General features: G+C 37.0%; 18 protein-coding genes and 1 other annotated feature. Of the genes, 16 read left to right on the top strand and 2 right to left on the bottom strand.

Annotated elements, in window-relative coordinates; genetic code table 11:
- The first annotated feature begins 1 nt into the window (after position 1).
- The 7 genes from BAU17_RS02270 (at position 2) to BAU17_RS02300 (ending at position 7,064) form a co-directional block, all read left to right on the top strand.
- Positions 2-739, top strand: a complete 738-nt coding sequence (locus tag BAU17_RS02270) for a hypothetical protein (protein ID WP_161901196.1) — start codon at positions 2-4, stop codon at positions 737-739.
- Positions 732-1,640 carry an ABC transporter ATP-binding protein gene (locus BAU17_RS02275; protein WP_161901197.1) on the top strand — a complete coding sequence of 303 codons (909 nt, stop codon included), beginning with the start codon at positions 732-734 and terminating at the stop codon, positions 1,638-1,640. The genes BAU17_RS02270 and BAU17_RS02275 overlap by 8 nt, the downstream gene beginning before the upstream one ends.
- Before the next feature lies 1 nt (position 1,641).
- On the top strand, positions 1,642-2,478 hold the full coding sequence (locus BAU17_RS02280; RefSeq protein ID WP_161901198.1) for an ABC transporter permease: 837 nt from the start codon (positions 1,642-1,644) through the stop codon (positions 2,476-2,478).
- An 11-nt stretch (positions 2,479-2,489) separates the two neighbouring features.
- Complete coding sequence (locus BAU17_RS02285) at positions 2,490-3,110, top strand: GOLPH3/VPS74 family protein (protein ID WP_161901199.1); 621 nt, start codon at positions 2,490-2,492, stop codon at positions 3,108-3,110.
- Between the two features lie 143 nt (positions 3,111-3,253).
- A complete protein-coding gene (locus BAU17_RS02290) occupies positions 3,254-3,469 on the top strand; it encodes a YneF family protein (protein ID WP_161901200.1) in 216 nt (71 codons plus the stop codon).
- A gap of 68 nt (positions 3,470-3,537) precedes the next feature.
- Positions 3,538-5,286, top strand: coding sequence for an ABC transporter ATP-binding protein (locus tag BAU17_RS02295; RefSeq protein ID WP_161901201.1), 1,749 nt, complete (start codon positions 3,538-3,540; stop codon positions 5,284-5,286).
- Positions 5,286-7,064 carry an ABC transporter ATP-binding protein gene (locus BAU17_RS02300; protein ID WP_161901202.1) on the top strand — a complete coding sequence of 593 codons (1,779 nt, stop codon included), beginning with the start codon at positions 5,286-5,288 and terminating at the stop codon, positions 7,062-7,064. Before BAU17_RS02295 ends, BAU17_RS02300 begins: the two co-directional genes overlap by 1 nt.
- A 56-nt stretch (positions 7,065-7,120) precedes the next feature.
- Here BAU17_RS02300 and BAU17_RS02305 read toward each other — a convergent pair whose 3' ends face one another.
- A complete protein-coding gene (locus BAU17_RS02305; RefSeq protein WP_161901203.1) occupies positions 7,121-8,038 on the bottom strand; it encodes a MurR/RpiR family transcriptional regulator in 918 nt (305 codons plus the stop codon).
- A 218-nt stretch (positions 8,039-8,256) separates the two neighbouring features.
- Between BAU17_RS02305 and BAU17_RS02310 the strand changes: the two genes are divergently transcribed.
- The 3 genes from BAU17_RS02310 to BAU17_RS02320 all read left to right on the top strand — a co-directional run bounded on the left by BAU17_RS02310 (position 8,257) and on the right by BAU17_RS02320 (position 12,615).
- Entirely contained in the window at positions 8,257-9,633 is a 1,377-nt protein-coding gene (locus tag BAU17_RS02310) for a 6-phospho-beta-glucosidase (RefSeq protein ID WP_161901204.1), read from the top strand.
- A gap of 21 nt (positions 9,634-9,654) precedes the next feature.
- Positions 9,655-11,088, top strand: coding sequence for a 6-phospho-beta-glucosidase (locus tag BAU17_RS02315; protein WP_161901205.1), 1,434 nt, complete (start codon positions 9,655-9,657; stop codon positions 11,086-11,088).
- A gap of 63 nt (positions 11,089-11,151) precedes the next feature.
- Complete coding sequence (locus tag BAU17_RS02320) at positions 11,152-12,615, top strand: family 1 glycosylhydrolase (RefSeq protein ID WP_161901206.1); 1,464 nt, start codon at positions 11,152-11,154, stop codon at positions 12,613-12,615.
- 41 nt (positions 12,616-12,656) lie between these two features.
- On the opposite strand, the gene BAU17_RS02325 is transcribed toward BAU17_RS02320, so the two are convergent.
- Entirely contained in the window at positions 12,657-14,036 is a 1,380-nt protein-coding gene (locus BAU17_RS02325) for an MATE family efflux transporter (RefSeq protein WP_161901207.1), read from the bottom strand.
- Between the two features lie 153 nt (positions 14,037-14,189).
- On the opposite strand from BAU17_RS02325, the gene trxB reads away from it, so the two are divergent.
- The 6 genes from trxB (at position 14,190) to BAU17_RS02355 (ending at position 20,968) form a co-directional block, all read left to right on the top strand.
- Positions 14,190-15,113, top strand: a complete 924-nt coding sequence (gene trxB, locus BAU17_RS02330; protein WP_161901208.1) for a thioredoxin-disulfide reductase — start codon at positions 14,190-14,192, stop codon at positions 15,111-15,113.
- A 157-nt stretch (positions 15,114-15,270) separates the two neighbouring features.
- Positions 15,271-16,998, top strand: a complete 1,728-nt coding sequence (locus BAU17_RS02335; RefSeq protein ID WP_161901209.1) for a phospho-sugar mutase — start codon at positions 15,271-15,273, stop codon at positions 16,996-16,998.
- Positions 16,999-17,109: 111 nt separating this feature from the next.
- The gene (locus tag BAU17_RS02340) at positions 17,110-17,403 is read left to right on the top strand and encodes an ArsR/SmtB family transcription factor (protein ID WP_161901210.1); all 294 of its coding nucleotides are present in this window, start codon (positions 17,110-17,112) and stop codon (positions 17,401-17,403) included.
- Positions 17,404-17,522: 119 nt separating this feature from the next.
- Positions 17,523-18,779, top strand: coding sequence for a homoserine dehydrogenase (locus tag BAU17_RS02345; RefSeq protein WP_161901211.1), 1,257 nt, complete (start codon positions 17,523-17,525; stop codon positions 18,777-18,779).
- A gap of 3 nt (positions 18,780-18,782) precedes the next feature.
- Complete coding sequence (gene thrB, locus BAU17_RS02350; RefSeq protein ID WP_161901212.1) at positions 18,783-19,658, top strand: homoserine kinase; 876 nt, start codon at positions 18,783-18,785, stop codon at positions 19,656-19,658.
- Positions 19,659-19,707: 49 nt separating this feature from the next.
- Positions 19,708-19,938 (top strand) — a binding site (T-box leader).
- A gap of 109 nt (positions 19,939-20,047) precedes the next feature.
- On the top strand, positions 20,048-20,968 hold the full coding sequence (locus tag BAU17_RS02355; RefSeq protein WP_161901213.1) for a homoserine O-succinyltransferase: 921 nt from the start codon (positions 20,048-20,050) through the stop codon (positions 20,966-20,968).
- The last annotated feature ends 5 nt before the right edge of the window (positions 20,969-20,973 follow it).

Below are 20,973 nucleotides of genomic sequence, written 5' to 3' on the forward strand. Positions count from 1 at the left end.
TATGATGTGGGAAATAACGAAACAAATCGCGAGGGAAAATAGACAAAAAGGATTAATTTTTTTCGTTATAGCTTTTGCGCTAGAAGGTTTTTTAATTTATCAAATGTCAGAATATACCAATAGCCAGAGCTTTGGTTATTTAGAAGGAATTTATCTCATTCCGATGACTATCATAATGATAGCAGGGATTATCATAGAGACAATCCGACTTGCTCGCTTTTGGCGTGACCAACGCTTTTGTTTATTACCGGTCAAAACAGAGAGATTAATGATGGCGAATTTTGGCTATAGCATCATCTTTTTAGTTGTATCAGCTATTTTATCATATCTAGGATGTAGTATTTTTGGGCAAATTTTTTCACAACAAGTCTATTTGCCAACTATTCAGACAGCAGCTATTGTTAGTGCCTTCTATTTAGAAGTAGTGATTACTTTCCTAGGTGTTACGCAAGCTCTTGGGATGTTAGCGGATTTAGTAGTAAAACGCTTTATACCAGTTGCACAAAAATTTAGTACGTTCATTCTAGTTGTTTTACTTTTAGGTGTAGTTTCTGGTGGATCAAATAGTGAAACAATCGACCTATCTGCACATATTCAGAATGGAGTTATCAGTGTAACGATTGCTAATACATTGTTTGGCACAGTCGTTCGTGATGTTATTACCTTAACTATTTGTTTAGGCATCTTGTATTATTTGTTAAAAAATGTGGTAGAAGAAAGAAGGGGAATTCATGAGTAATGTCTTAAGTATTCAAAATGTATCGAAAAAAATCGGCAATAAACAAATTATCCATGGTGCGACATTCCATGTTGAAAAAGGTGAAATCGTTGGTTTATTAGGCCCAAATGGTGCAGGTAAGACGACGCTGATTCGAATGATTGTTGGCTTGATGAAACACAATGGTGGGCAAATCAATATTTTAGATTATTCGTTAGATACTAATTTTAAAGAAGCAATGACCGAAGTAGGCGCTATTATCGAAAATCCTGAGTTTTATAATTATATGACAGGTTACGAAAACTTAATGCAATATGCGCGTATGTCAAAAAAAGAAGTCAATAAAGTAGAGATTGAACGAATTATCGCACAAGTCCATTTAGAAAATAATATTAATCAAAAAGTGAAGACCTACTCGTTAGGAATGCGTCAACGCTTAGGTGTTGCCCAAGCCTTAGTCCATCAACCGCATCTGTTAGTTTTAGATGAACCAATGAATGGCTTGGATCCAAAAGGTATGCGTGAATTCCGCGAGATGATTTTACTGTTGAAGGCGAATGGCGTGAGTGTCTTAGTTTCAAGTCACCAATTAAGTGATATTGAACAATTAGCTGATCGGTTAGTCATTTTACAAAAAGGCAAGATTACCCATCAAGTAACGATGGCCGAAATTCATGGGTCTGGTAGAGCATTATTACTTGATACAACAGATAATTTAACGGTGATGAAAATTCTTGAAACACAAGGCATCACAAATATTCAACAAGAAAAAAATTATCTATTGATACCTTTAGATGAAGACATTCGAATAGAATTAGCGAAGCAAATCGTTGAAGCAAGTATTGGTTTGAGAGAAATGAAAGTGAAGCAAAGTACGTTAGAAGATACTTTCTTGGCTTGGACCGAAGAAGGAGGACTTTAAAATGGGTGTCTTAATTACAAATGAATGGATAAAATTAAGTAAGAAAAAATCAACATGGATTATGTTGGTAATGTTAGTCATGATGGTTTTTGGTTTGACATGGGTGATGCGAATTGCTAGTAGCGGTGAGATGCTCGCCAATGATAATTTTTCAAGATTAACAGATATGACGTCATTCTTAAACTTGTTTGTGGTGATTGTTGCTGCATCAATGTTGGCAGAAGAATTTAGTCGTGGTACGATTAAATTTTTACTCATTCGTCCCTACTCACGAACACAAATTTTAGCGGCAAAATTTATTACTGCTTTCCTATATGCGGTTGTCGGAACAGTTATTTTGTTTGTTAGTAGTTTCATTGCTAGTAATTTGTTATTAACAGCAGAATCACCAATGAATGTAGTGGAAGGATTTAATGGGGCATCTGCATTAATAGTTGCATTGAGTTATGCAGGTACTAATTTATTATTAATTTTACTTTACCTTTCGCTAACTATTTTTATTTCAGCCGTGATTCGCTCACAAAGTTTGGCAGTTGGTTTAGGGATTGGTGTTTTGTTTGGTAGCAGTATGATTAATGGTTTATTAACCTTAGCGATGCAGAAATATCCTTGGTTGAAGTGGAATATGTTTAATATGTTAAATATTAAGAATTTACTTCCTGAAGCAATGGGTGAATCACTAGGGACAGCGGGGATGTCAGTTTCGGTTGAAGGTAGCGGTGCGTTGGATTTATACTTAAGTTATGGACAGATGGCATTTAGCTTGTTGATCTATAGTCTCGTGATTTATATCGTAACAAATTGGTTGTTTAATAAACGTGATGTTGCACTAAGTTAGGAGGCGAACAGATGCTAGCAGAAGAATATTTTTTACTAACTTTGCCAAAAAAGGGACAATATTCTATGGGCAATTATCGCCTAGCGATGGGCTTGGTAGCGGCAGGACTTTCGGATTTGTGTTTTCATGAAGTCATTACACTTGAAAACAAGAAGTTAGTAATTATGCAGGACTTACCAGAAGAACTCCAAGCTTTGAATCCGCTGTACACGGCAATCAAAAATTTAAAGAAAGCAAGTGTTAAAAAATTAACGGAGTATTATGCAAGTACCTTAAGTAATAAGCGTTTGCATGTGTTGGAGTCTGCCATTGGTAAGTCGTTAGTAGAGAAAAGACTGATCGAACAAGATACAAAAGACCGCTATTCTGTCAATTCCGTCCAAAGAAAACAAGTGATTCAAATGATTCGACAAGAGATTGATTCGCAAGATATATCAAATGAAACCATGGTTCTATTAAGTTTGCTTGAAGCAAGTAAGCAATTGAAACAGTATTTTTCTAAGGTGGAAATGGTAGAGATGAAACAGTTAATCAAGGAGTTAAGAAAGCAACCAGAACGGCAAGTATGGGCGCAAATGATTAAGGAAATTGATACAACGATCATTATTATTTCCTCGATAAGCGTTTACTAATTAGAGCGCGAAAGCTCAAGTATTGAAAGCATTTGCCTATTGAAAAGGAAATTTTACGTGATTTCGTAAAACTTCCTTTTCTTTTGTTTGTTTTTCTAGTAAAATATATCACTGAGAGTATACAGGGAAAGGAGATAATTAAAATGAGTACAGGAATCGTTATTTTAATTGCAGTTATCGCTTTAGTTGTCGGTGCAATCGGCGGCTTCTTTTTGGCACGTAAATACATGCAAGATTACTTGAAGAAAAATCCTCCCGTTAATGAGGATATGTTGCGTATGATGATGATGAATATGGGACAAAAACCGTCTGAGAAAAAAATTCGTCAAATGATGCAACAAATGAAAAATCAAAAATAATTTTGATTTAAGCGGGCTGATTTTCAGTCCGTTTTTTTGTTGTCTTATAAAAATAAAGGAGGAAAGAAATGTCGATTTTTAAAAAGTTGGGTTGGTTCTTTAGACAAGAACGTAAAAGTTATTTGATTGGTGTCACAGCATTAATTGTCGTTTCTGTGATGCAGTTAGTACCTCCAAAGGTGATTGGTATTATTATTGATGAGATTGCAGCTGAAAACATTCGATTCAATACGGTGTTATTCTGGGTTTTTATTTTATTTGCTGCTGCATTGGGACAGTATATTTTTCGCTATATTTGGCGGACACATATTTGGGGGAGTGCTGCTCGGTTAGAGAAGAGTTTACGTAGACAGCTATTCGCTCATTTCACTAAAATGGATGCGGTTTTTTATCAAAAATATCGTACGGGTGATTTAATGGCACATGCAACCAATGACTTGAATGCGATTCAAAATGTGGCAGGTGCAGGTATGCTGACGTTCGTCGATTCATTTATTACTGGTAGTATGACGATTGCAGCTATGATTTTATTTATCGATTGGCGTTTGACGCTAATTGCTTTAATTCCGTTACCGTTACTAGCGCTTACGTCACGGGTGTTAGGATCAAAACTTCATGATGCCTTTCGTGATTCGCAAGCAGCTTTTTCCAGCATTAATGATAAGACGCAAGAAAGTGTCACTGGTATGAAAGTAATTAAAACGTTCGGACAAGAAAAAGAAGATATTGCTGATTTTTCAGAGAAAATTGACCATGCGATTGTTAAAAATCGCCGGGTGAGTTTTTTGGATGCCTTGTTTGATCCTTTTATTACAATAGTGATTGGTTTGTCGTACGTCTTAACGATTATTGTCGGTGGTAATTTTATTATGAAAGATGTTATTAGTATTGGGCAATTGGTTTCATTTGTCAGTTATATTGGGATGCTTGTTTGGCCGATGTTTGCTATGGGACGTTTGTTTAATGTGTTGGAGCGCGGCAATGCGAGTTACGATCGTGTAGCAGAACTTTTGCGTGAGCAGACGCATATTATTGAAGCAGATGATGCGGTAACAACACCAGCTCAAGGGCAATTACAAGTGAATATTGAACGCTTTAGTTATCCCAAGGAAGAGACTGTATTAGAAGATATTCAGTTTTCTTTAGACGAAGGAGAAGTTATTGGGATTGTTGGGAAAACAGGGGCTGGCAAAACAACGCTTCTGAAATTAATTATGCGAGAATATGATTCTTTTACAGGAAATATTTCATTTGGAAATCATTCGTTGAAAGAGTATTCGTTAGATGCATTGTTACAATCGATTGGTTATGTACCGCAAGATCATTTCCTATTCTCAATGACTATTCGAGATAATATTCGATTTGCAGAGCCACATGCTAGTCAAGGAAAAGTCGAGAAAGCAGCTCGTTTGGCACAAATTGATGAAGATATTAAAGAATTTCCGGAAAGTTATGACACAATGGTTGGTGAACGTGGTGTTTCCTTATCCGGTGGTCAGAAACAACGGATTTCGATTGCACGAGCGTTGCTAGTAGAACCTGAACTGCTCATTTTAGATGATGCCTTGTCGGCTGTTGATGCCAAAACTGAAGAAGCGATTTTGCATAATCTAAAGGAGATACGTCATAATAAATCAACTATTATCGCCGCACATCGTTTAAGTAGTGTGATGCATGCCAAAGAAATTTTAGTTGTAGATGAAGGTCGTATTACAGAACGTGGCACCCACGAACAATTACTTGCACAAAATGGCTGGTATAAACGCATGTGGGAGAAACAACAATTAGAAGCAAAAATTGAAGGGAGTGAGGGATAATGCAACGACAATCGGAATGGACAAAATCAATTCCTATGAAAGAACAACTAACGATTATTAAACGTCTCTTAGCGTTTGCGAAACCTTTTAGGAGCACGTTTGCTGTTGCTATCTTTTTCTCTTTCATTCTTTCGGTCATCAATATCTTCTTACCAAGAATTTTGCAGACCTTGATTGATAATTATTTAAAAGGAAAAACAGCCACTACGCAAATTATTTTATTTTTCGCAGGATTGTATCTTCTAGGAACATTACTAAAAGCCACGGTTTGGTTTTTTCAATGGTTCCTATATTCAATGGGTTCACTGAAAACATATCAGTATATTCGGGTGAAGTTATTTGAAAAATTACACACCTTGGGCATGCGTTACTTTGACCAAACACCTGCTGGATCAATTGTTTCGCGGGTAACCAATGATACGGAAACGCTTTTTGAATTTTGGTATGTCTTTTTATCTGTTTTAACCGGAATTTTTGCGGTAGTTACGTCATTTGTGGCAATGTTTCAAATTAGTGTAAAAGTTTCTTTGCTGAATCTAATTTTTTTACCTATTTTGCTTTTTGTTATTTGGTATTACCAGAAATATAGCTCGCGGGTTTATCGTCAAATGCGTGAACGCTTAAGTCAGTTGAATACCAAACTGAATGAATCGATTTCCGGGATGCGCATTATTCAACAATTCCGACAAGAAAAACGCTTGAAGCAAGAATTCGAGACAACTAATGATGAGTATTTAGAAACACGGTATGCGATGATTCGCATGAATTCACTTTTATTGGCACCGATTATCAATTTGCTTTATGCATTAGCAGTTGCTTTGTCATTAACAGTTTTTGGTTTCGATGCGTTGACGACTTTAGTTGAAGCAGGGATGATTTATGCGTTTACTACCTACGTCCAAGGATTTTTTAATCCGATGACGCGAATGATGGATTCATTAAGTGTTTTCACAGATGGGATTGTTGCAGGAAGTCGTATCTTGAAGATTATGGATGATGAAGAATACACACCACAACAAAATATCGGAGCAAATGAAACGATTTTAGCTGGAAAAATTGAATTTCGCAACGTTAGTTTCTCTTATGATGGGCAACACAATGTTTTGCAAAATATTTCCTTTATTGCCAATCCAGGAGAGACCGTCGCTTTAGTTGGACATACAGGTAGTGGGAAAAGTTCGATTATCAATGTCCTAATGCGTTTTTATGAATTTGGCGAAGGTCAAATTTTGATTGATGATAAAGATATTCGTGATTTTTCTTTAGAAGAATTGCGCCAAAAAATGGGACTTGTTTTGCAAGATGCCTTTATGTTTTACGGAGATATTTCTGATAATATTCGGTTACTTAACAAAGACATTACCGATGAAGAAGTCGTTGAAGCGGCGAGATTTGTCCAAGCGGATAAATTTATTACGCAATTACCTGACGGCTATCATGCCAAAGTGATTGAACGAGGAGCGAGTTATTCAAGTGGTCAGCGTCAACTGATCTCTTTTGCTCGAACGATGGTCACCAATCCGAAAATTTTAGTGTTGGATGAAGCGACAGCAAATATCGATACAGAGACTGAAGGGTATATCCAAGAAGGGCTTGCCAACATGCGTCAAGGTCGTACAACTATTGCCATCGCTCATCGTCTATCGACCATTCGTGATGCTGATTTGATTTTAGTATTAGATAAAGGAAAAATAGTGGAACGTGGAAATCATGAAAGTTTAATCGCTCAACAAGGATTGTATGCAGACATGTACCAATTGCAATCAATGCAATCGTAAAAAAACGCGCTATCGATTATGTATTCGATGGCGCGTTTTTTAGCTCTAATTAAATTTTAGTTAGGTAAAAAGGAGTCGGTAAATTGAAGTAAAGCCATCGGAGGTTCTTCCATGACAGGTGAGGTGCTGGTTCGTTTGTCAAAGGCTTCACCTAAATTGATTAAATGCGTAAGGTTCTGATGATAATTTTTTGAAAAGACCGCAGCGTACAATACATCCAGAAGATAACAAATTGACGTCGATGTCGTAAAATTGCCTATTTTGGAGTAAAGTCTTTCTCGGGTAGTCATGGATAAATTGCAATCAGATGCTTGACTAATTGTACTTTCGCCAATACTTGTCAAACTAATTACACTGGCTCCTTGCTGTTTTAATACGGGCAAAATTTGTTTAAGCATATGATTTTCACCTGTATAAGAAATTAAAATAGCACACGTTGTTTCTTCGCAACTATGCGCCTCATATACATGTTCGCCAATAATTTCAGCAACTGCTGTTCGTTTTTTTAATCGTCGCATTTTAAGGGCGAAATCTTGTGAGATTAAAATATTTGCGTTTGAAGTAAAGATTTTAATTTCCTTTGCGCAATCGAGAAGCTCGGTTGCTTTTTTTAACTGATCATAATGTAACAGCGAAAGTGTATCTTCAATAGTTGTTTGTTCAAGTGCAGCAATTTTTTGGGCAATTGTCAAAAGACCATCTGTTTGCTTAAATGGTAAGTTGGGATCAATAGCTTCAAAATGGCTATTTAAGTAACGTTGTTCTTCAATGAATGCTGTTTTTAAATCTGACCACCCTTGATAGCCTAATTTTTTTGCTAAGCGAATCAGAGTGGAAGGATGGACGAACGTAGCTGTTGCGATTTCTTTGATTGTTTGTTCGTCAATTGCCGTACTTTGTTGAAGAATATAATCAACCAAGTTTTGTTCGGCAGGTGAAAAATTTGTTTCCTGCATTTTTTCAACAAGTAGCATAGAAGCACCTCTTTGTTTACGAAATTTTATTAAAGTTTGTAAATGAATTGTAACGGTAAATAGAATAAAAAGCAAAAATGTAAACGCTATTTACAAAAAGGTCACTTTTATTTAGAAAGAATTGTAAATTTTGTTGGAAAAAAGCTTCGCTATCTTGCTTATTGTATTTACATGATAGATAATCATGTTGTAAATAAATTCGAAGGAGCGATTGATAAATGACAAAAGGCGTAAAGATTGTAACAATTGGTGGAGGAAGTAGTTACACTCCGGAGTTAATGGAAGGTTTTATCAAACGTTATGATGATTTACCAATTCGTGAAATTTGGTTAGTAGATATTGAAGCAGGAAAAGAAAAATTAGAAATTGTTGGTGAAATGGCGCAACGTATGTGGGATGCTTCTCCTTACGATGTAAAAGTTCATTTAACGTTAGATCGTGAAGAAGCATTGAAAGATGCTGATTTTGTGACGACACAATTCCGTGTTGGTTTATTGAATGCTCGTGTGAAAGATGAGCGTATCCCTGCATACTATGGCATGTTAGGTCAAGAAACAAACGGTGCCGGTGGTATGTTTAAAGCATTCCGTACAATTCCAATTATTTTAGGAATTGTCGAAGATATGAAACGCTTATGTCCAAATGCATGGTTAATCAACTTCACCAACCCAGCAGGTATGGTAACAGAAGCAATCGTTCGTTATGGTAAATGGGACCGTGTCATTGGTTTATGTAATGTACCAGTTGGTGCCATCATGGTTGAACCTGGCTTGATTGGTAAAAAAGAAGATGAATTAATTTACAAATTTGCAGGTGTCAATCATTTCCACTGGCACAAAGTCGCTGACTTAGAAGGAAATGACGTCACATTAGATATCATTGATCGCTTGTATGAAGAAGACAATGGCTTACCTAAAAATATCTTTGATGTACCATTCTACAAAGAACAATTACATCAAATGAAGATGATTCCTTGTGGTTACCACCGCTACTACTATCGCCAAGAAGAAATGTTGGAACATGCACTAGAAGAGTACAAGACAATTGGTACTCGTGCGCAACAAGTAAAAGAAACGGAAGCAGAATTATTTGAATTATACAAAGATCCAAACTTAGATCATAAACCAGAACAATTAGAAAAACGTGGTGGTGCACATTATTCAGATGCTGCTTGCGAAACGATTGCTTCGATTTATGCCAATAAAAATACACAAATTGTTGTTTCAACAAAAAACAATGGGACAGTTCCAGATCTTCCAGCAGATTGTGTAGTAGAAGTGATGGCTTATGTGGGCGCAGACGGTGCTCGTACTGTTGCCTTTGGCGAATTACCAACAGCTGAAAAAGGTTGGTTGCAAGTGATGAAAGCTATGGAATTACTAACTATTGAAGCTGCTGTAACAGGTGATTATGGTACAGCATTACAAGCATTTACAATCAATCCATTAGTACCTTCTGGTGAAACAGCTCGTCGTGTCATGAATGAATTGTTTATTGCGCATAAAGCACATTTACCACAATTTAAAGAAACAATTGAGCGTCTAGAAAATGAAGGCGTTGAAGTAAAAGATGAGATTGCAAAAGAATTAGTTTAATAAAGAAAGAGGCAGAGAATAATGGGATTTCGTAAAGACTTTTTATGGGGTGGCGCAACGGCAGCCAATCAATGTGAAGGTGGATATAATGAAGGCGGACGTGGCTTAGCAAACGTCGACGTTGTACCAATTGGAGAAAAACGCTTAGGCGTTATTTCTGGAAAAACAAAAATGTTTGATTTTGAAGAAGGATATCATTATCCAGCAAAAGTTGGGATTGATATGTATCATCGTTACAAAGAAGATATTGCTTTATTTGGTGAAATGGGCTTCAAAACTTATCGTTTATCAATTGCATGGACAAGAATCTTCCCAAATGGTGATGAAACAGAGCCGAACGAAGAAGGTCTAAAATTCTATGAAGATTTATTCAAAGAATGTCATAAATATGGTATCGAACCGTTAGTAACAATCACTCACTTTGATTGCCCAATGCATTTAATTAAAGAATACGGTGGCTGGCGCAATCGTAAAATGGTGGAATTCTACGAAAGATTATGTACAGTCATCTTTAATCGCTATAAAGGTTTAGTAAAATACTGGTTGACATTTAATGAAATCAATATGATTTTACATGCACCATTTATGGGCGCAGGACTTTACTTTGAAGAGGGCGAAAACGAAGAGCAAGTGAAATTCCAAGCAGCGCATCATGAGTTAGTTTCAAGTGCTATTGCAACACGTATTGCCCATGAAGTAGATCCAGAAAACCAAGTAGGTTGTATGTTAGCAGCAGGTGGTTATTATCCATACAGCTGTCGACCTGAAGATGTCTTTGAATCTCGTAAAAAAGATCGTGAAAGCTACTTCTTTATCGATGTCCAATCACGTGGTGAATACCCAGCGTACTTCTTAAAAGATTTAGAACGCAAAGGGATTGAAATTGCCATGGAAGAAGGCGATGAGGAAATTCTTAAAGCACACACTGTGGACTTTATTTCATTCTCTTACTACTCATCACGCGTAGCAACAACTGATCCAGCATTAAATGAAAAAACAGCAGGTAATATTTTTGCTTCTGTTAAAAACCCATACTTGGAAGCAAGTGAATGGGGTTGGCAAATTGATCCACTAGGACTACGCATTACAATGAATGATATTTATGATCGTTATCAAAAACCATTATTTATTGTTGAAAATGGCTTAGGTGCTGTGGATACTCCAGATGAAAATGGTTATGTAGAAGATGATTATCGCATTGATTATCTTGCACAACACATTCAAGCGATGAAAGATGCCGTTGAATTAGATGGTGTTGACTTACTAGGTTACACTACTTGGGGCTGTATTGACCTTGTTTCTGCCGGAACAGGTGAAATGAAAAAACGTTATGGCTTTATCTACGTTGATTTAGACAACGAAGGTAACGGTACGTTAAAACGTACGAAGAAAAAATCATTTGACTGGTACAAACAAGTGATTGCTTCAAACGGAGAAGATTTATCAAATAATTAATAATGTAGAAAAGCCATGTGACAAGCCCTGTTGCATGGCTTTTCTTTGAAAGGATGAACAATTATGGGTTTTCCAAAAGACTTTTTATGGGGCGGTGCCACTGCTGCCAATCAATATGAAGGTGGCTATTTATCAGGGGGCAAAGGTTTAAGCACCTTAGATGCCATTACTGGCGGGAATAAAGATCAACCGCGGATGATTACGTTTAAAACCAAAGAAGGCGAGATTAAAGAAGTGACACGTTCTGAAAGTTTACCCGAAGGTGCGGTTGGGTATGTTGATCCAGAAAAATATTATCCAAGTCACGTTGCAACAGATTTTTATCATCACTATAAAGAAGATATCGCACTGTTTGCAGAAATGGGCTTCAAATGTTTCCGATTATCCATTTCTTGGGCACGAATCTGCCCGAAAGGAACAGATGAAATAAATGAAGAAGGGTTAAAATTTTACGAGGCGGTTTTTGATGAATGTTTGAAATACGGCATTGAACCGGTTGTGACAATTAATCATTTTGATATTCCGATGTATTTGGCTGATCATTATGACGGTTGGTCAAATCGCAAAGTAATTGATTACTTCTTATTTTTCTGTGAAACGATTTTTACACGTTATAAAGAGAAAGTGAAATACTGGATGACGTTCAATGAAATTAATTTTTTAAGAAGTTGGACGCAAATCGGCATTCATAGTAGCGAAGCACAAAGTAAGTATCAAGCAGTTCATCATCTCTTTGTCGCTAGTGCAAAAGCAGTTCAATTGGGGCATCAAATTAATCCTGATTTCCAAATTGGGATGATGGTGGCTTATATTCCAAGTTATCCAATGACGAGTCGCCCGGAAGATGTTTTGGAAGCCCTGCAATTTAATCGTGAACAAGAATTTTATATTGATGTACAAGTAAAAGGATATTATCCCGCTCATAAAATAAAACAATTTGAACGCGAAGGGATTACCATTGTCAAAGAACCTGAAGACGATGCCATCATCGCTGCTGGAACAGTGGACTACATTGGATTTAGCTATTATATGTCGACTGCATCAACCGCTAATCCTGAAAATGTGAAATATGTAGGTGGTAATCAGATGCCAGCTGTAAAAAATCCTTATTTAGAAGAATCCGAGTGGGGATGGGCAGTTGATCCATTAGGGCTACGCATTTCATTAGCTCGTTTATATGATCGCTATAATGTACCTTTGTTTATCGTTGAAAATGGGTTTGGCGCTGTTGATGAACTGACTATTGATGGACAAATCATTGATGATTATCGCATCGATTACTTTGCACGACATATTGCAGCGATGAAAGACGCAGTCGAATTAGATGGTGTTGATTTAATAGGTTACACGCCTTGGGGTTGTATTGATGTTGTGTCTTCTGGAACAGGTGAAATGAAAAAGCGCTACGGTTTTATCTACGTGGATATGGATGATAATGGTCATGGCTCATTGAAACGGATGAAGAAAAAATCATTTGACTGGTACAAACAAGTCATTGCCTCCAATGGAGAGAACTTAGCAAAATAAAAACACGAGGGTTGCCTCGTGTTTTCGTTTGCTAATAGATTTTAAATTTGTACAGTTTCTGCTTGATTATCCGTTTGAATGACGGATTTTGTTTGCCAGATGCCTGAACGCCATCGTCGAATCATGAGAATACTTCGCAATGCTTCATCAATAGCATAAGCGACCCAAACTCCTAATAAGCCCATTTTAGCTACAATAGCTAAGGTATAAGAAAAAGGTAGACTAATCGCCCATAAGACCAACAAGCTACAAATAAGCGGGAATTTAACGTCTCCACTCGCATTTAAGGCACCAACTAATATCATATTGATTGCTCGAACAGATTCAAGCACGATTTCTACAAGGAAAACATTTTTGGAAATTGCAATAACTTCTTGATTCGTAGTAAAAATGCCCATGATTGGTTCAATGAATAAATAGGTAATCACACAAATAAATAAGGTGACACCAACCCCAATGATGACTGTCCGCATGCCACGTTTTGAGGCACGATCAAATTGACCTGCGCCGACATTTCGCCCAATCATAATTTGATTGCCTTGGCTCATTGCTGCAGCTACTAAATAAACAAATTGTGAAATAGCCGTGATATAAGATTTGGCAATTAATACGCTAGAACCTAAGGAAGCAACAATCATTGTCACGACGACCTGTGCGCCTTGATAAGATAGGGATTCGCCAGAAGAAGGTAGCCCGTAAGTTAAAATTGATTTTAGGACAGGCAGCGAAACTTTTTTTAATCGAATAGAAAAAATCGAAAAACCAATATGCCTATTTAATAGAAACAAAGCAATAATTAAACCAATTGTATTTCCGAAAACACTGGCAAAAGCCAAACCAGTCACACCGAAATTTGGCAAACCGAAGGGACTGTATAAGGCAAAATAATTCCCGATAACAGCTAAAATACTAGCAGCCATTGGAACAAGCAAAGCAGGTCTTGTGAAGCTATGTGTACGTAAGACAGCAATCACTACCGCTGTAATTGCTGAAAGAAATAAACTCCCGCCATAGATTTGTAAATAGCTTTTTCCAATGGCGATTAATTCAGCATCTAAATTCATAAAATGCAATAAAGGGGTTGAAAAGAATAGAAAAACAAAGCTGATGAGTAAACCGATAGCGAAAGAACCAAATAGCGCTGTCTGGATGACACCTTTAATCTCCTTATGCTTTTCTGCACCGAGTAACTGAGCGATAATAATTTGTGTTCCGACAGTAATAAATCCATAAATAAAAACAGATAAATTCAATAGTTGGTTGGATGCTCCTACAGCCGCAACAGCAGGTTCAGAATAGTGAGAAATCATCCAGACGTTGATATTTCCAATAACCACTCGTAAAAATAGTTCAATGAAAATAGGCCAACTGAGAAAGAAAAGTTCACTATCTGATGCGTTAAAAAATCTTTTTCTTGTCAAAAGCGTGTGCCTCTCTTATAGTAAGTATTTGTAATGTCTTAAAAATTGTACAGTATAAGAAAGAAAAGTCAATCATATTTTCAAGCATAACGTTAGACAGAAAAAACAGAAGGCAGTAAAGTATGAAGTACTTGAACAATCGGAGGGAAAAAAATGTATGATGTAATTGTAATCGGTGCAGGTCCTGCTGGAATGACAGCTGCGCTATACGCATCTCGCTCAAATTTATCAGTCGCAATGATTGAGCGTGGAGCACCGGGTGGACAAATGAATAATACCGCCGAAGTGGAAAACTATCCTGGCTTTGAGATGATTTTGGGTCCAGAGTTAGCAGAAAAAATGTACGAAGGCTCTATTAAATTTGGAGCAGAAAATATATATGGCATTGTTGATGAAATTAGAGACTGCGGAGACTATAAAGAAGTCGTTGCTGGAGACAATGTCTATCAAACAAAAACGATTATTCTAGCAACCGGTTGTGAGCATCGCAAACTAGAAGTTCCTGGTGAAGATGAATTTGCAGGACGTGGTGTTTCTTATTGCGCAGTTTGTGATGGGGCGTTTTTCCGAAACCGTAAATTATTAGTCGTTGGCGGCGGAGACTCAGCAGTAGAAGAAGCGATTTATTTAACTCAATTTGCTTCTGAAGTGGTGATTGTTCACCGACGTGACGAATTACGTGCCCAAAAAATTATCCAAGACCGAGCATTTGCGAATGAAAAAATTTCTTTCTTATGGGATTCTGTCGTGGAAGAAATTGTTGGGAATGAAATGGTTGTAACTGGCGCGAAAGTCAAAAATGTCAAAACGGGTGAAGTTCATGAAGAAACAGCGAACGGTATCTTTATCTATGTTGGTTTAGACCCATTGACTGAAGGTTTCCAATCAGCAGGTATTACCAATGAAGAAGGTTGGATTTTAACAGATGATAACATGCGTACATCGATTCCTGGTGTGTATGCGGTTGGGGATGTTCGTGAAAAAAATCTACGTCAAATTACCACTGCTGTCGGTGATGGTAGTATTGCAGGGCAAGAAGTTTTTAACTACATTGAAGCACAAAAAGATGCAAAATAAATAAGAAAAAATGCAGAATGTTATCTGAAAAAACAATGAAAAATTGTCATTTAGATAACATTCTATTTTTTTAATGAATTACTCCGACAAGGCTTTCAGTCCTTAATCAATAATGATATACTAATAATGAAAAATTAATTTGAAAGAGGTGTTTTGTATGTCTTGGGAAGAAACTTACGCTCAATGGAAAAATCATCAAAACCTTGAAGACAATTTAAAGAAACAATTGGCAGAATTAGACGGACAAACAACTGAATTGGAAGATGCGTTTTACGCACCTTTAGAATTTGGAACAGCGGGAATGCGTGGTGTTCTTGGCCCAGGTATTAATCGAATGAACGTTTATACCATTCGTCAAGCTACAGAAGGTCTGGCACGTTTCATGAATACTCAAGATCCAGATACTCGTCGCCGAGGCGTAGCAATTGCTTATGATTCAAGACATTTTTCTCCTGAATTTGCAATGGAGGCTGCAAAAACATTAGCGAAACACGATATTCCATCTTATGTATTTGAAAGCTTACGACCAACTCCTGAATTGTCGTTTGCTGTACGTTACTTAAAAACATTTACAGGAATTATGATTACTGCCTCTCATAACCCATCAAATTATAATGGATACAAAGTATATGGCGAAGACGGGGGACAAATGCCACCTGCAGATGCAGATGCATTAACTCGTTTTGTACGTGAAATCGATAACCCATTAGAGGTTCCGGTTTTAACTGAAGAAGAAGCTAAACACAGTGGACTGATTAACATTATCGGTGAAGAAGTAGACCATGCGTATTTAAAAGAAATCAAAGCTGTCACAATTAACCAAGAATTGATTGACGAAATGGGAGATAGCCTAAAATTAGTTTATACGCCATTACACGGAACAGGTAAAATGCTTGGGGAAAAAGCACTTAAACAAGCTGGTTTCAAACAATTTATTTTAGAACCAGAACAATCGGTTGCTGATCCAAACTTTAGCACTGTGAAATCACCAAATCCTGAAGAGCATTCTGCTTTTGAGTATGCGATTCGTTTAGGTGAAAAAGAAGGCGCAGACTTATTAATTGCAACTGACCCTGATGCAGACCGTTTAGGTGCAGCTGTCCGCTTACCAAATGGCGAGTATCAAGTTTTAAGTGGTAACCAAATTGGCGCGATTTTAATTCGCTACATTTTAGAAGCACATAAACAAGCAGGAACACTACCAGAAAATGCAGCTGTATTGAAATCAATTGTTTCAAGTGAATTGCCAACAGCGATTGCTAAAAGTTATGGTACAACCATGTTTAATGTCTTGACTGGCTTCAAATTTATTGCAGAAAAAATCCAACAATTTGAAGAAGATCATTCGCATACCTTTATGTTTGGGTTTGAAGAAAGCTATGGCTATTTAGTAAAACCATTTGTACGTGATAAAGATGCGATTCAAGCGTTAGTATTATTTGCAGAAGTTGCTGCGTACTACAAAAAAGCAGGTAAAACTGTTTATGACGCATTGCAAGAGATTTTTGAAGAATATGGTTATTTTGCTGAGAAAACCATTTCTGTTACAATGAGTGGACAAGAAGGTGCCGCTAAAATCAAAGCTTTGATGAAAACATTCCGTGAAAAGGCACCAACAGAGTTTGCTGGAATGAAAGTCACTCAAACGGAGGACTTCAAATTATTAACACGTCAAAAAGCAGATGGTTCTTCAGAAGAGATGACGACACCACCATCTGATGTACTGAAATATGTGTTAGAAGATGAAAGCTGGATTGCTGTCCGACCTTCAGGAACTGAACCAAAAATTAAATTCTATATTGGCGTAAAAGCAGAAGATGCTGCCAGCGCTACTCAAAAAATTGCTGACTTAGAAGCAGCAATCAATGAAATTACAGGCGCATAGTAGTATACTAACTACAGGAATCTTCCGAGTTGTTGCGTCATTCTATTACAAAACGCTAGGACAATTATCGTGAAGATAGTCGTCCTAGCGTTTTTGAAAGAGGAGGAAAACATGGAAAATCCAACGATTCAAGAAGTTGAAAGTGTCAGTCGTATTTTTAAAATGCTAAGTGATATGACGCGTTTAAAAATTGTGCTGACCCTTAAAAATGGCGAAAAAAATGTTACGTCGATTGCTCAAGCAGTTCTTATGGAACAATCTGCTGTTTCGCATCAATTAAAATTATTGAGAGAAAATAGTATTGTTAAGTCTAGACGTGAAGGAAAAACGATTTATTATAGTCTAGATGATCACCATGTTCTTGATATTTTAGAACAAACATTCAAGCACATTCATCATTTGTGAAACAAAAGGACTTTCAGCAATGGAAAGTCCTTTTGTTTTGAGTGAAATTTTGGTATGCTAAAAGAAATTATGAGAAAAAAATGAACGTGTTTTAATCGCACTTTCAGTTAGGAGTTTTTATGAAGGAACAATTACGTGTAGGCATTTTAGGATTAGGCGTGGTCGGAAGTGGTTCGGTAAAAGTATTAGCTGAACAACAAGCTAAAATTAAAGAACAAACAGGAGTCGAAGTTTCAATTGTCAAAGCTTTGATTCGACCAGGCGAAGACAAAGAAGCTTTTGCAAAAGAATTTCAATTGACATTAACCACTGAATTAAGTGAAATTGTCGAAGATCCATCATTAGATGCAGTGATTGAATTAATTGGGAAAATTCATCCTGCCAAAGAATTCATTACAGCTGCTTTAGAAAACGGCAAACATGTTGTAACAGCAAACAAAGATTTAATGGCACAGCATGGCGTCGAATTAGTTGAAATTGCCAAAGCAAACAACGTATCTTTATTCTACGAAGCAAGTGTTGCTGGAGGCATTCCGATTTTGCGAACATTAACTGCTAATTATTTAGCGGATGAAATCACGAATATTCGTGGGATTGTCAATGGAACAACCAATTATATGCTAACTAAAATGTTAGAAGATGGTACATCTTATGAAGAAGCACTTGCACAAGCACAAGAATTAGGCTTCGCAGAATCTGATCCAACTAATGATGTAGATGGGATTGATGCTGCGTATAAAATGGTTATTTTAACACAGTTTGCTTATGGTATGGATGTGGCGTTGATTGATTTAGAGATCCAAGGAATTCGTGGGTTGTCTGATCAAGACGTAGCGCAAGCGCAAGCGTTTGGTTATGAAATTAAATTGATTGGTGAGTCGGTAAAAACAGCAGGTACGGTCAACGTTTCAGTAGGTCCGGTTTTAGTACCACAGACTCATGCACTAGCCTCTATAAAAAATGAATACAATGGGGTATTTATCAACAGCACAGGTATTGGTCAATCGATGTTTTATGGACCAGGAGCAGGTTCATTACCAACTGCAACTAGTGTTATTTCTGATTTGGTTGCGATTGCGAAAAATGAACGTTTGGGTATTTCAGCACCTCAATTTAATGAATACCGTCGTCCACAAGCTCTAACACCAGATGAGCAAGTGATTGCAAGCTACTATTTGGCTGTGACAGGTATTGGACAAGAAGACCTACAAACTATTTTACAAAATGAAACAGTAACAGCGAAAGAAGTAGTGGATACCAATGGTCGCATTGTTGTCTTAACTGCACCAATCAATCGTTTGCAACTAGCAGCAGTGGAAGAAGCAGTTGCTAATAAAGGTACACTAGAAAGAAGAATGCGTGTAATGGAGGCTTAAAAAATGAAAATTCGTGTTCCAGCTACAAGTGCGAACTTAGGTCCAGGCTTTGATTCATGTGGTATTGCGTTATCAATGTATCTATGTGTTGAAGTCTTGGAAGATAGTGACTCTTGGGAAATCCAACATACATTGGGGGCAGAAATTCCTACGGATGAGACTAACTTATTACTCCAAATTGCATTGAAATTAGCGCCTACACTAACACCGAAAAAATTAAAAATGACCTCGGATATTCCATTAGCTCGTGGGTTGGGGAGTAGTTCTTCTGTTATTGTTGCCGGAATTGAATTAGCCAATCGTTTAGGTAATCTGAATTTATCAGAAAAGCGTAAAGTTGAAATCGCAACTCAAATTGAAGGACATCCAGATAATGTGGCTCCGGCAATTACTGGTGATTTTGTGGTAGCTTGTCATTTTAATGAACGAAAAGAAGATAGCGTACCATATGTCAAACATTATTTTCCAGAATGTGACATTATTGCATTTATTCCAAATACCGAATTATTAACTAGCGAAAGCCGTAGTGTGTTGCCAGACTCTTTTTCTTATAAAGAAGCGGTAGAAGCTAGTGCAATCGCAAATGTGATGATTGCCGCCGTTTTAAACAGCAATTTACCATTAGCTGGGCAAATGATGCAAGAAGACCGCTGGCATGAGCGTTATCGTGGTAAACTCGTGCCTCATTTGGCAGATATTCGCCAAATCTGCAGAGAAGAAGGGGCATATGGTTGCTATTTAAGTGGCGCAGGCCCAACTATTCTTATCCTAACGCCAGAAGATAAGACGGAAAAAACAATGAAATTGTTACATGCGTTAGATTCACGTGCCCAAATTGAACAATTATCTATTGATCGTGAAGGCATCCAAGTCTTTTAAGAATGTTGACAAACCGGTGAAACTCGCTATACTTAATGTAATAAATAAAGAACATGCGTTGAAAAAGAAGAGTACAGATTGAGGAATTTAAAGAGAGCTTCGTTAGGTGGGAAGAAGCAAGGAATCAATGTGGAAGATGGTCTTTGAGCAAATAACTGCGAATAACAGTTATCGGGTGAGCCCGTTATAGCTTCTCAGTATGATTGTACTGGTAGAGGTTGTTTTTGTGAAGAAACAACGAAAAAAGGTGGTAACACGCAAAACAAAGCGCGTCCTTTCTGTAATGGAAAGGGTGCGTTTTTTTTTTATGGAGGAGATAAATTTTCGACGAATGACTGATTAGAAAAAGGAGTTCAACTTATTAAAAGTGATGAAAGAGGGGAAAAGTGATGCCAATTAAACTACCGACTGATTTTCCTGCAAAATCAGTACTTGAAACAGAAGACATTTTTGCTATCGAAGAAAAACGAGCCAAGCAGCAAGATATTCGTCCATTGCGTTTATTAATTTTAAATTTAATGCCTAATAAAATTGATACTGAAATCCAATTGTTACGCTTGATTAGCCAAAGTCCCTTACAAATTGATGTGGATTTTTTGAAGTTAGTTTCTCATAACCATAAGAATGTGAGTCAAAGTCATTTAGCTAAATTTTATTTGTCTTTTGCAGACATTCAAAATGAAAATTATGATGGTTTGATTATTACCGGAGCCCCAATTGAGAAATTACCTTTTGAAGAAGTCGATTATTGGGAAGAACTACTTCAAGTGATGGCGTGGAGTCAACTACATACGACCTCAGTCATTCATATTTGTTGGGGTGCACAAGCCGGATTATACTACCATTATGGCATTGAAAAAATCCAATATGATGAAAAGTTATTTGGTGTCTATCCACAACGATTAAGAATTAATCATCGCTTGTTTCGTGGTTTTGATGATGTGTTTATGGGGCCGCAATCGCGATATACAGGGATTAATGAACATCAAATTCGAGAAGACGTTTTGCAGATTGTCGCATCCAATGAAGAAATTGGCGCAACAATTCTAATCTCAACAGATGACCATAATATTTTTTTATTGGGACATTTTGAATATGATACAGATTCGTTGAAAAGAGAATTTTTACGTGATCAATCAGCAGGTCTTGCGACGAAGTTACCTGTGAACTATTTTGAAGATTCGTCAATGGAGAAGGTAACCAATTGTTGGCGTGGAAATGCACATTTGCTATATCACAACTGGTTGAATGATGTCTATCAAGTGACACCTTATCATTTAGAAGATATTCCTAAGATGAATGGCAAGTAAACAAA

Origin of the sequence: Candidatus Enterococcus willemsii (assembly GCF_009933335.1) — a bacterium.
Classification (GTDB): domain Bacteria; phylum Bacillota; class Bacilli; order Lactobacillales; family Enterococcaceae; genus Enterococcus_F; species Enterococcus_F willemsii.

Coding starts and splice junctions, on each gene's coding strand:
- BAU17_RS02270 (WP_161901196.1), top strand. CDS start 2: ATGATGTGGGAAATAACGAAACAAATCGCGAGGGAAAATAGACAAAAA.
- BAU17_RS02275 (WP_161901197.1), top strand. CDS start 732: ATGAGTAATGTCTTAAGTATTCAAAATGTATCGAAAAAAATCGGCAAT.
- BAU17_RS02280 (WP_161901198.1), top strand. CDS start 1,642: ATGGGTGTCTTAATTACAAATGAATGGATAAAATTAAGTAAGAAAAAA.
- BAU17_RS02285 (WP_161901199.1), top strand. CDS start 2,490: ATGCTAGCAGAAGAATATTTTTTACTAACTTTGCCAAAAAAGGGACAA.
- BAU17_RS02290 (WP_161901200.1), top strand. CDS start 3,254: ATGAGTACAGGAATCGTTATTTTAATTGCAGTTATCGCTTTAGTTGTC.
- BAU17_RS02295 (WP_161901201.1), top strand. CDS start 3,538: ATGTCGATTTTTAAAAAGTTGGGTTGGTTCTTTAGACAAGAACGTAAA.
- BAU17_RS02300 (WP_161901202.1), top strand. CDS start 5,286: ATGCAACGACAATCGGAATGGACAAAATCAATTCCTATGAAAGAACAA.
- BAU17_RS02305 (WP_161901203.1), bottom strand. CDS start 8,038: ATGCTACTTGTTGAAAAAATGCAGGAAACAAATTTTTCACCTGCCGAA.
- BAU17_RS02310 (WP_161901204.1), top strand. CDS start 8,257: ATGACAAAAGGCGTAAAGATTGTAACAATTGGTGGAGGAAGTAGTTAC.
- BAU17_RS02315 (WP_161901205.1), top strand. CDS start 9,655: ATGGGATTTCGTAAAGACTTTTTATGGGGTGGCGCAACGGCAGCCAAT.
- BAU17_RS02320 (WP_161901206.1), top strand. CDS start 11,152: ATGGGTTTTCCAAAAGACTTTTTATGGGGCGGTGCCACTGCTGCCAAT.
- trxB (WP_161901208.1), top strand. CDS start 14,190: ATGTATGATGTAATTGTAATCGGTGCAGGTCCTGCTGGAATGACAGCT.
- BAU17_RS02335 (WP_161901209.1), top strand. CDS start 15,271: ATGTCTTGGGAAGAAACTTACGCTCAATGGAAAAATCATCAAAACCTT.
- BAU17_RS02340 (WP_161901210.1), top strand. CDS start 17,110: ATGGAAAATCCAACGATTCAAGAAGTTGAAAGTGTCAGTCGTATTTTT.
- BAU17_RS02345 (WP_161901211.1), top strand. CDS start 17,523: ATGAAGGAACAATTACGTGTAGGCATTTTAGGATTAGGCGTGGTCGGA.
- thrB (WP_161901212.1), top strand. CDS start 18,783: ATGAAAATTCGTGTTCCAGCTACAAGTGCGAACTTAGGTCCAGGCTTT.
- BAU17_RS02355 (WP_161901213.1), top strand. CDS start 20,048: ATGCCAATTAAACTACCGACTGATTTTCCTGCAAAATCAGTACTTGAA.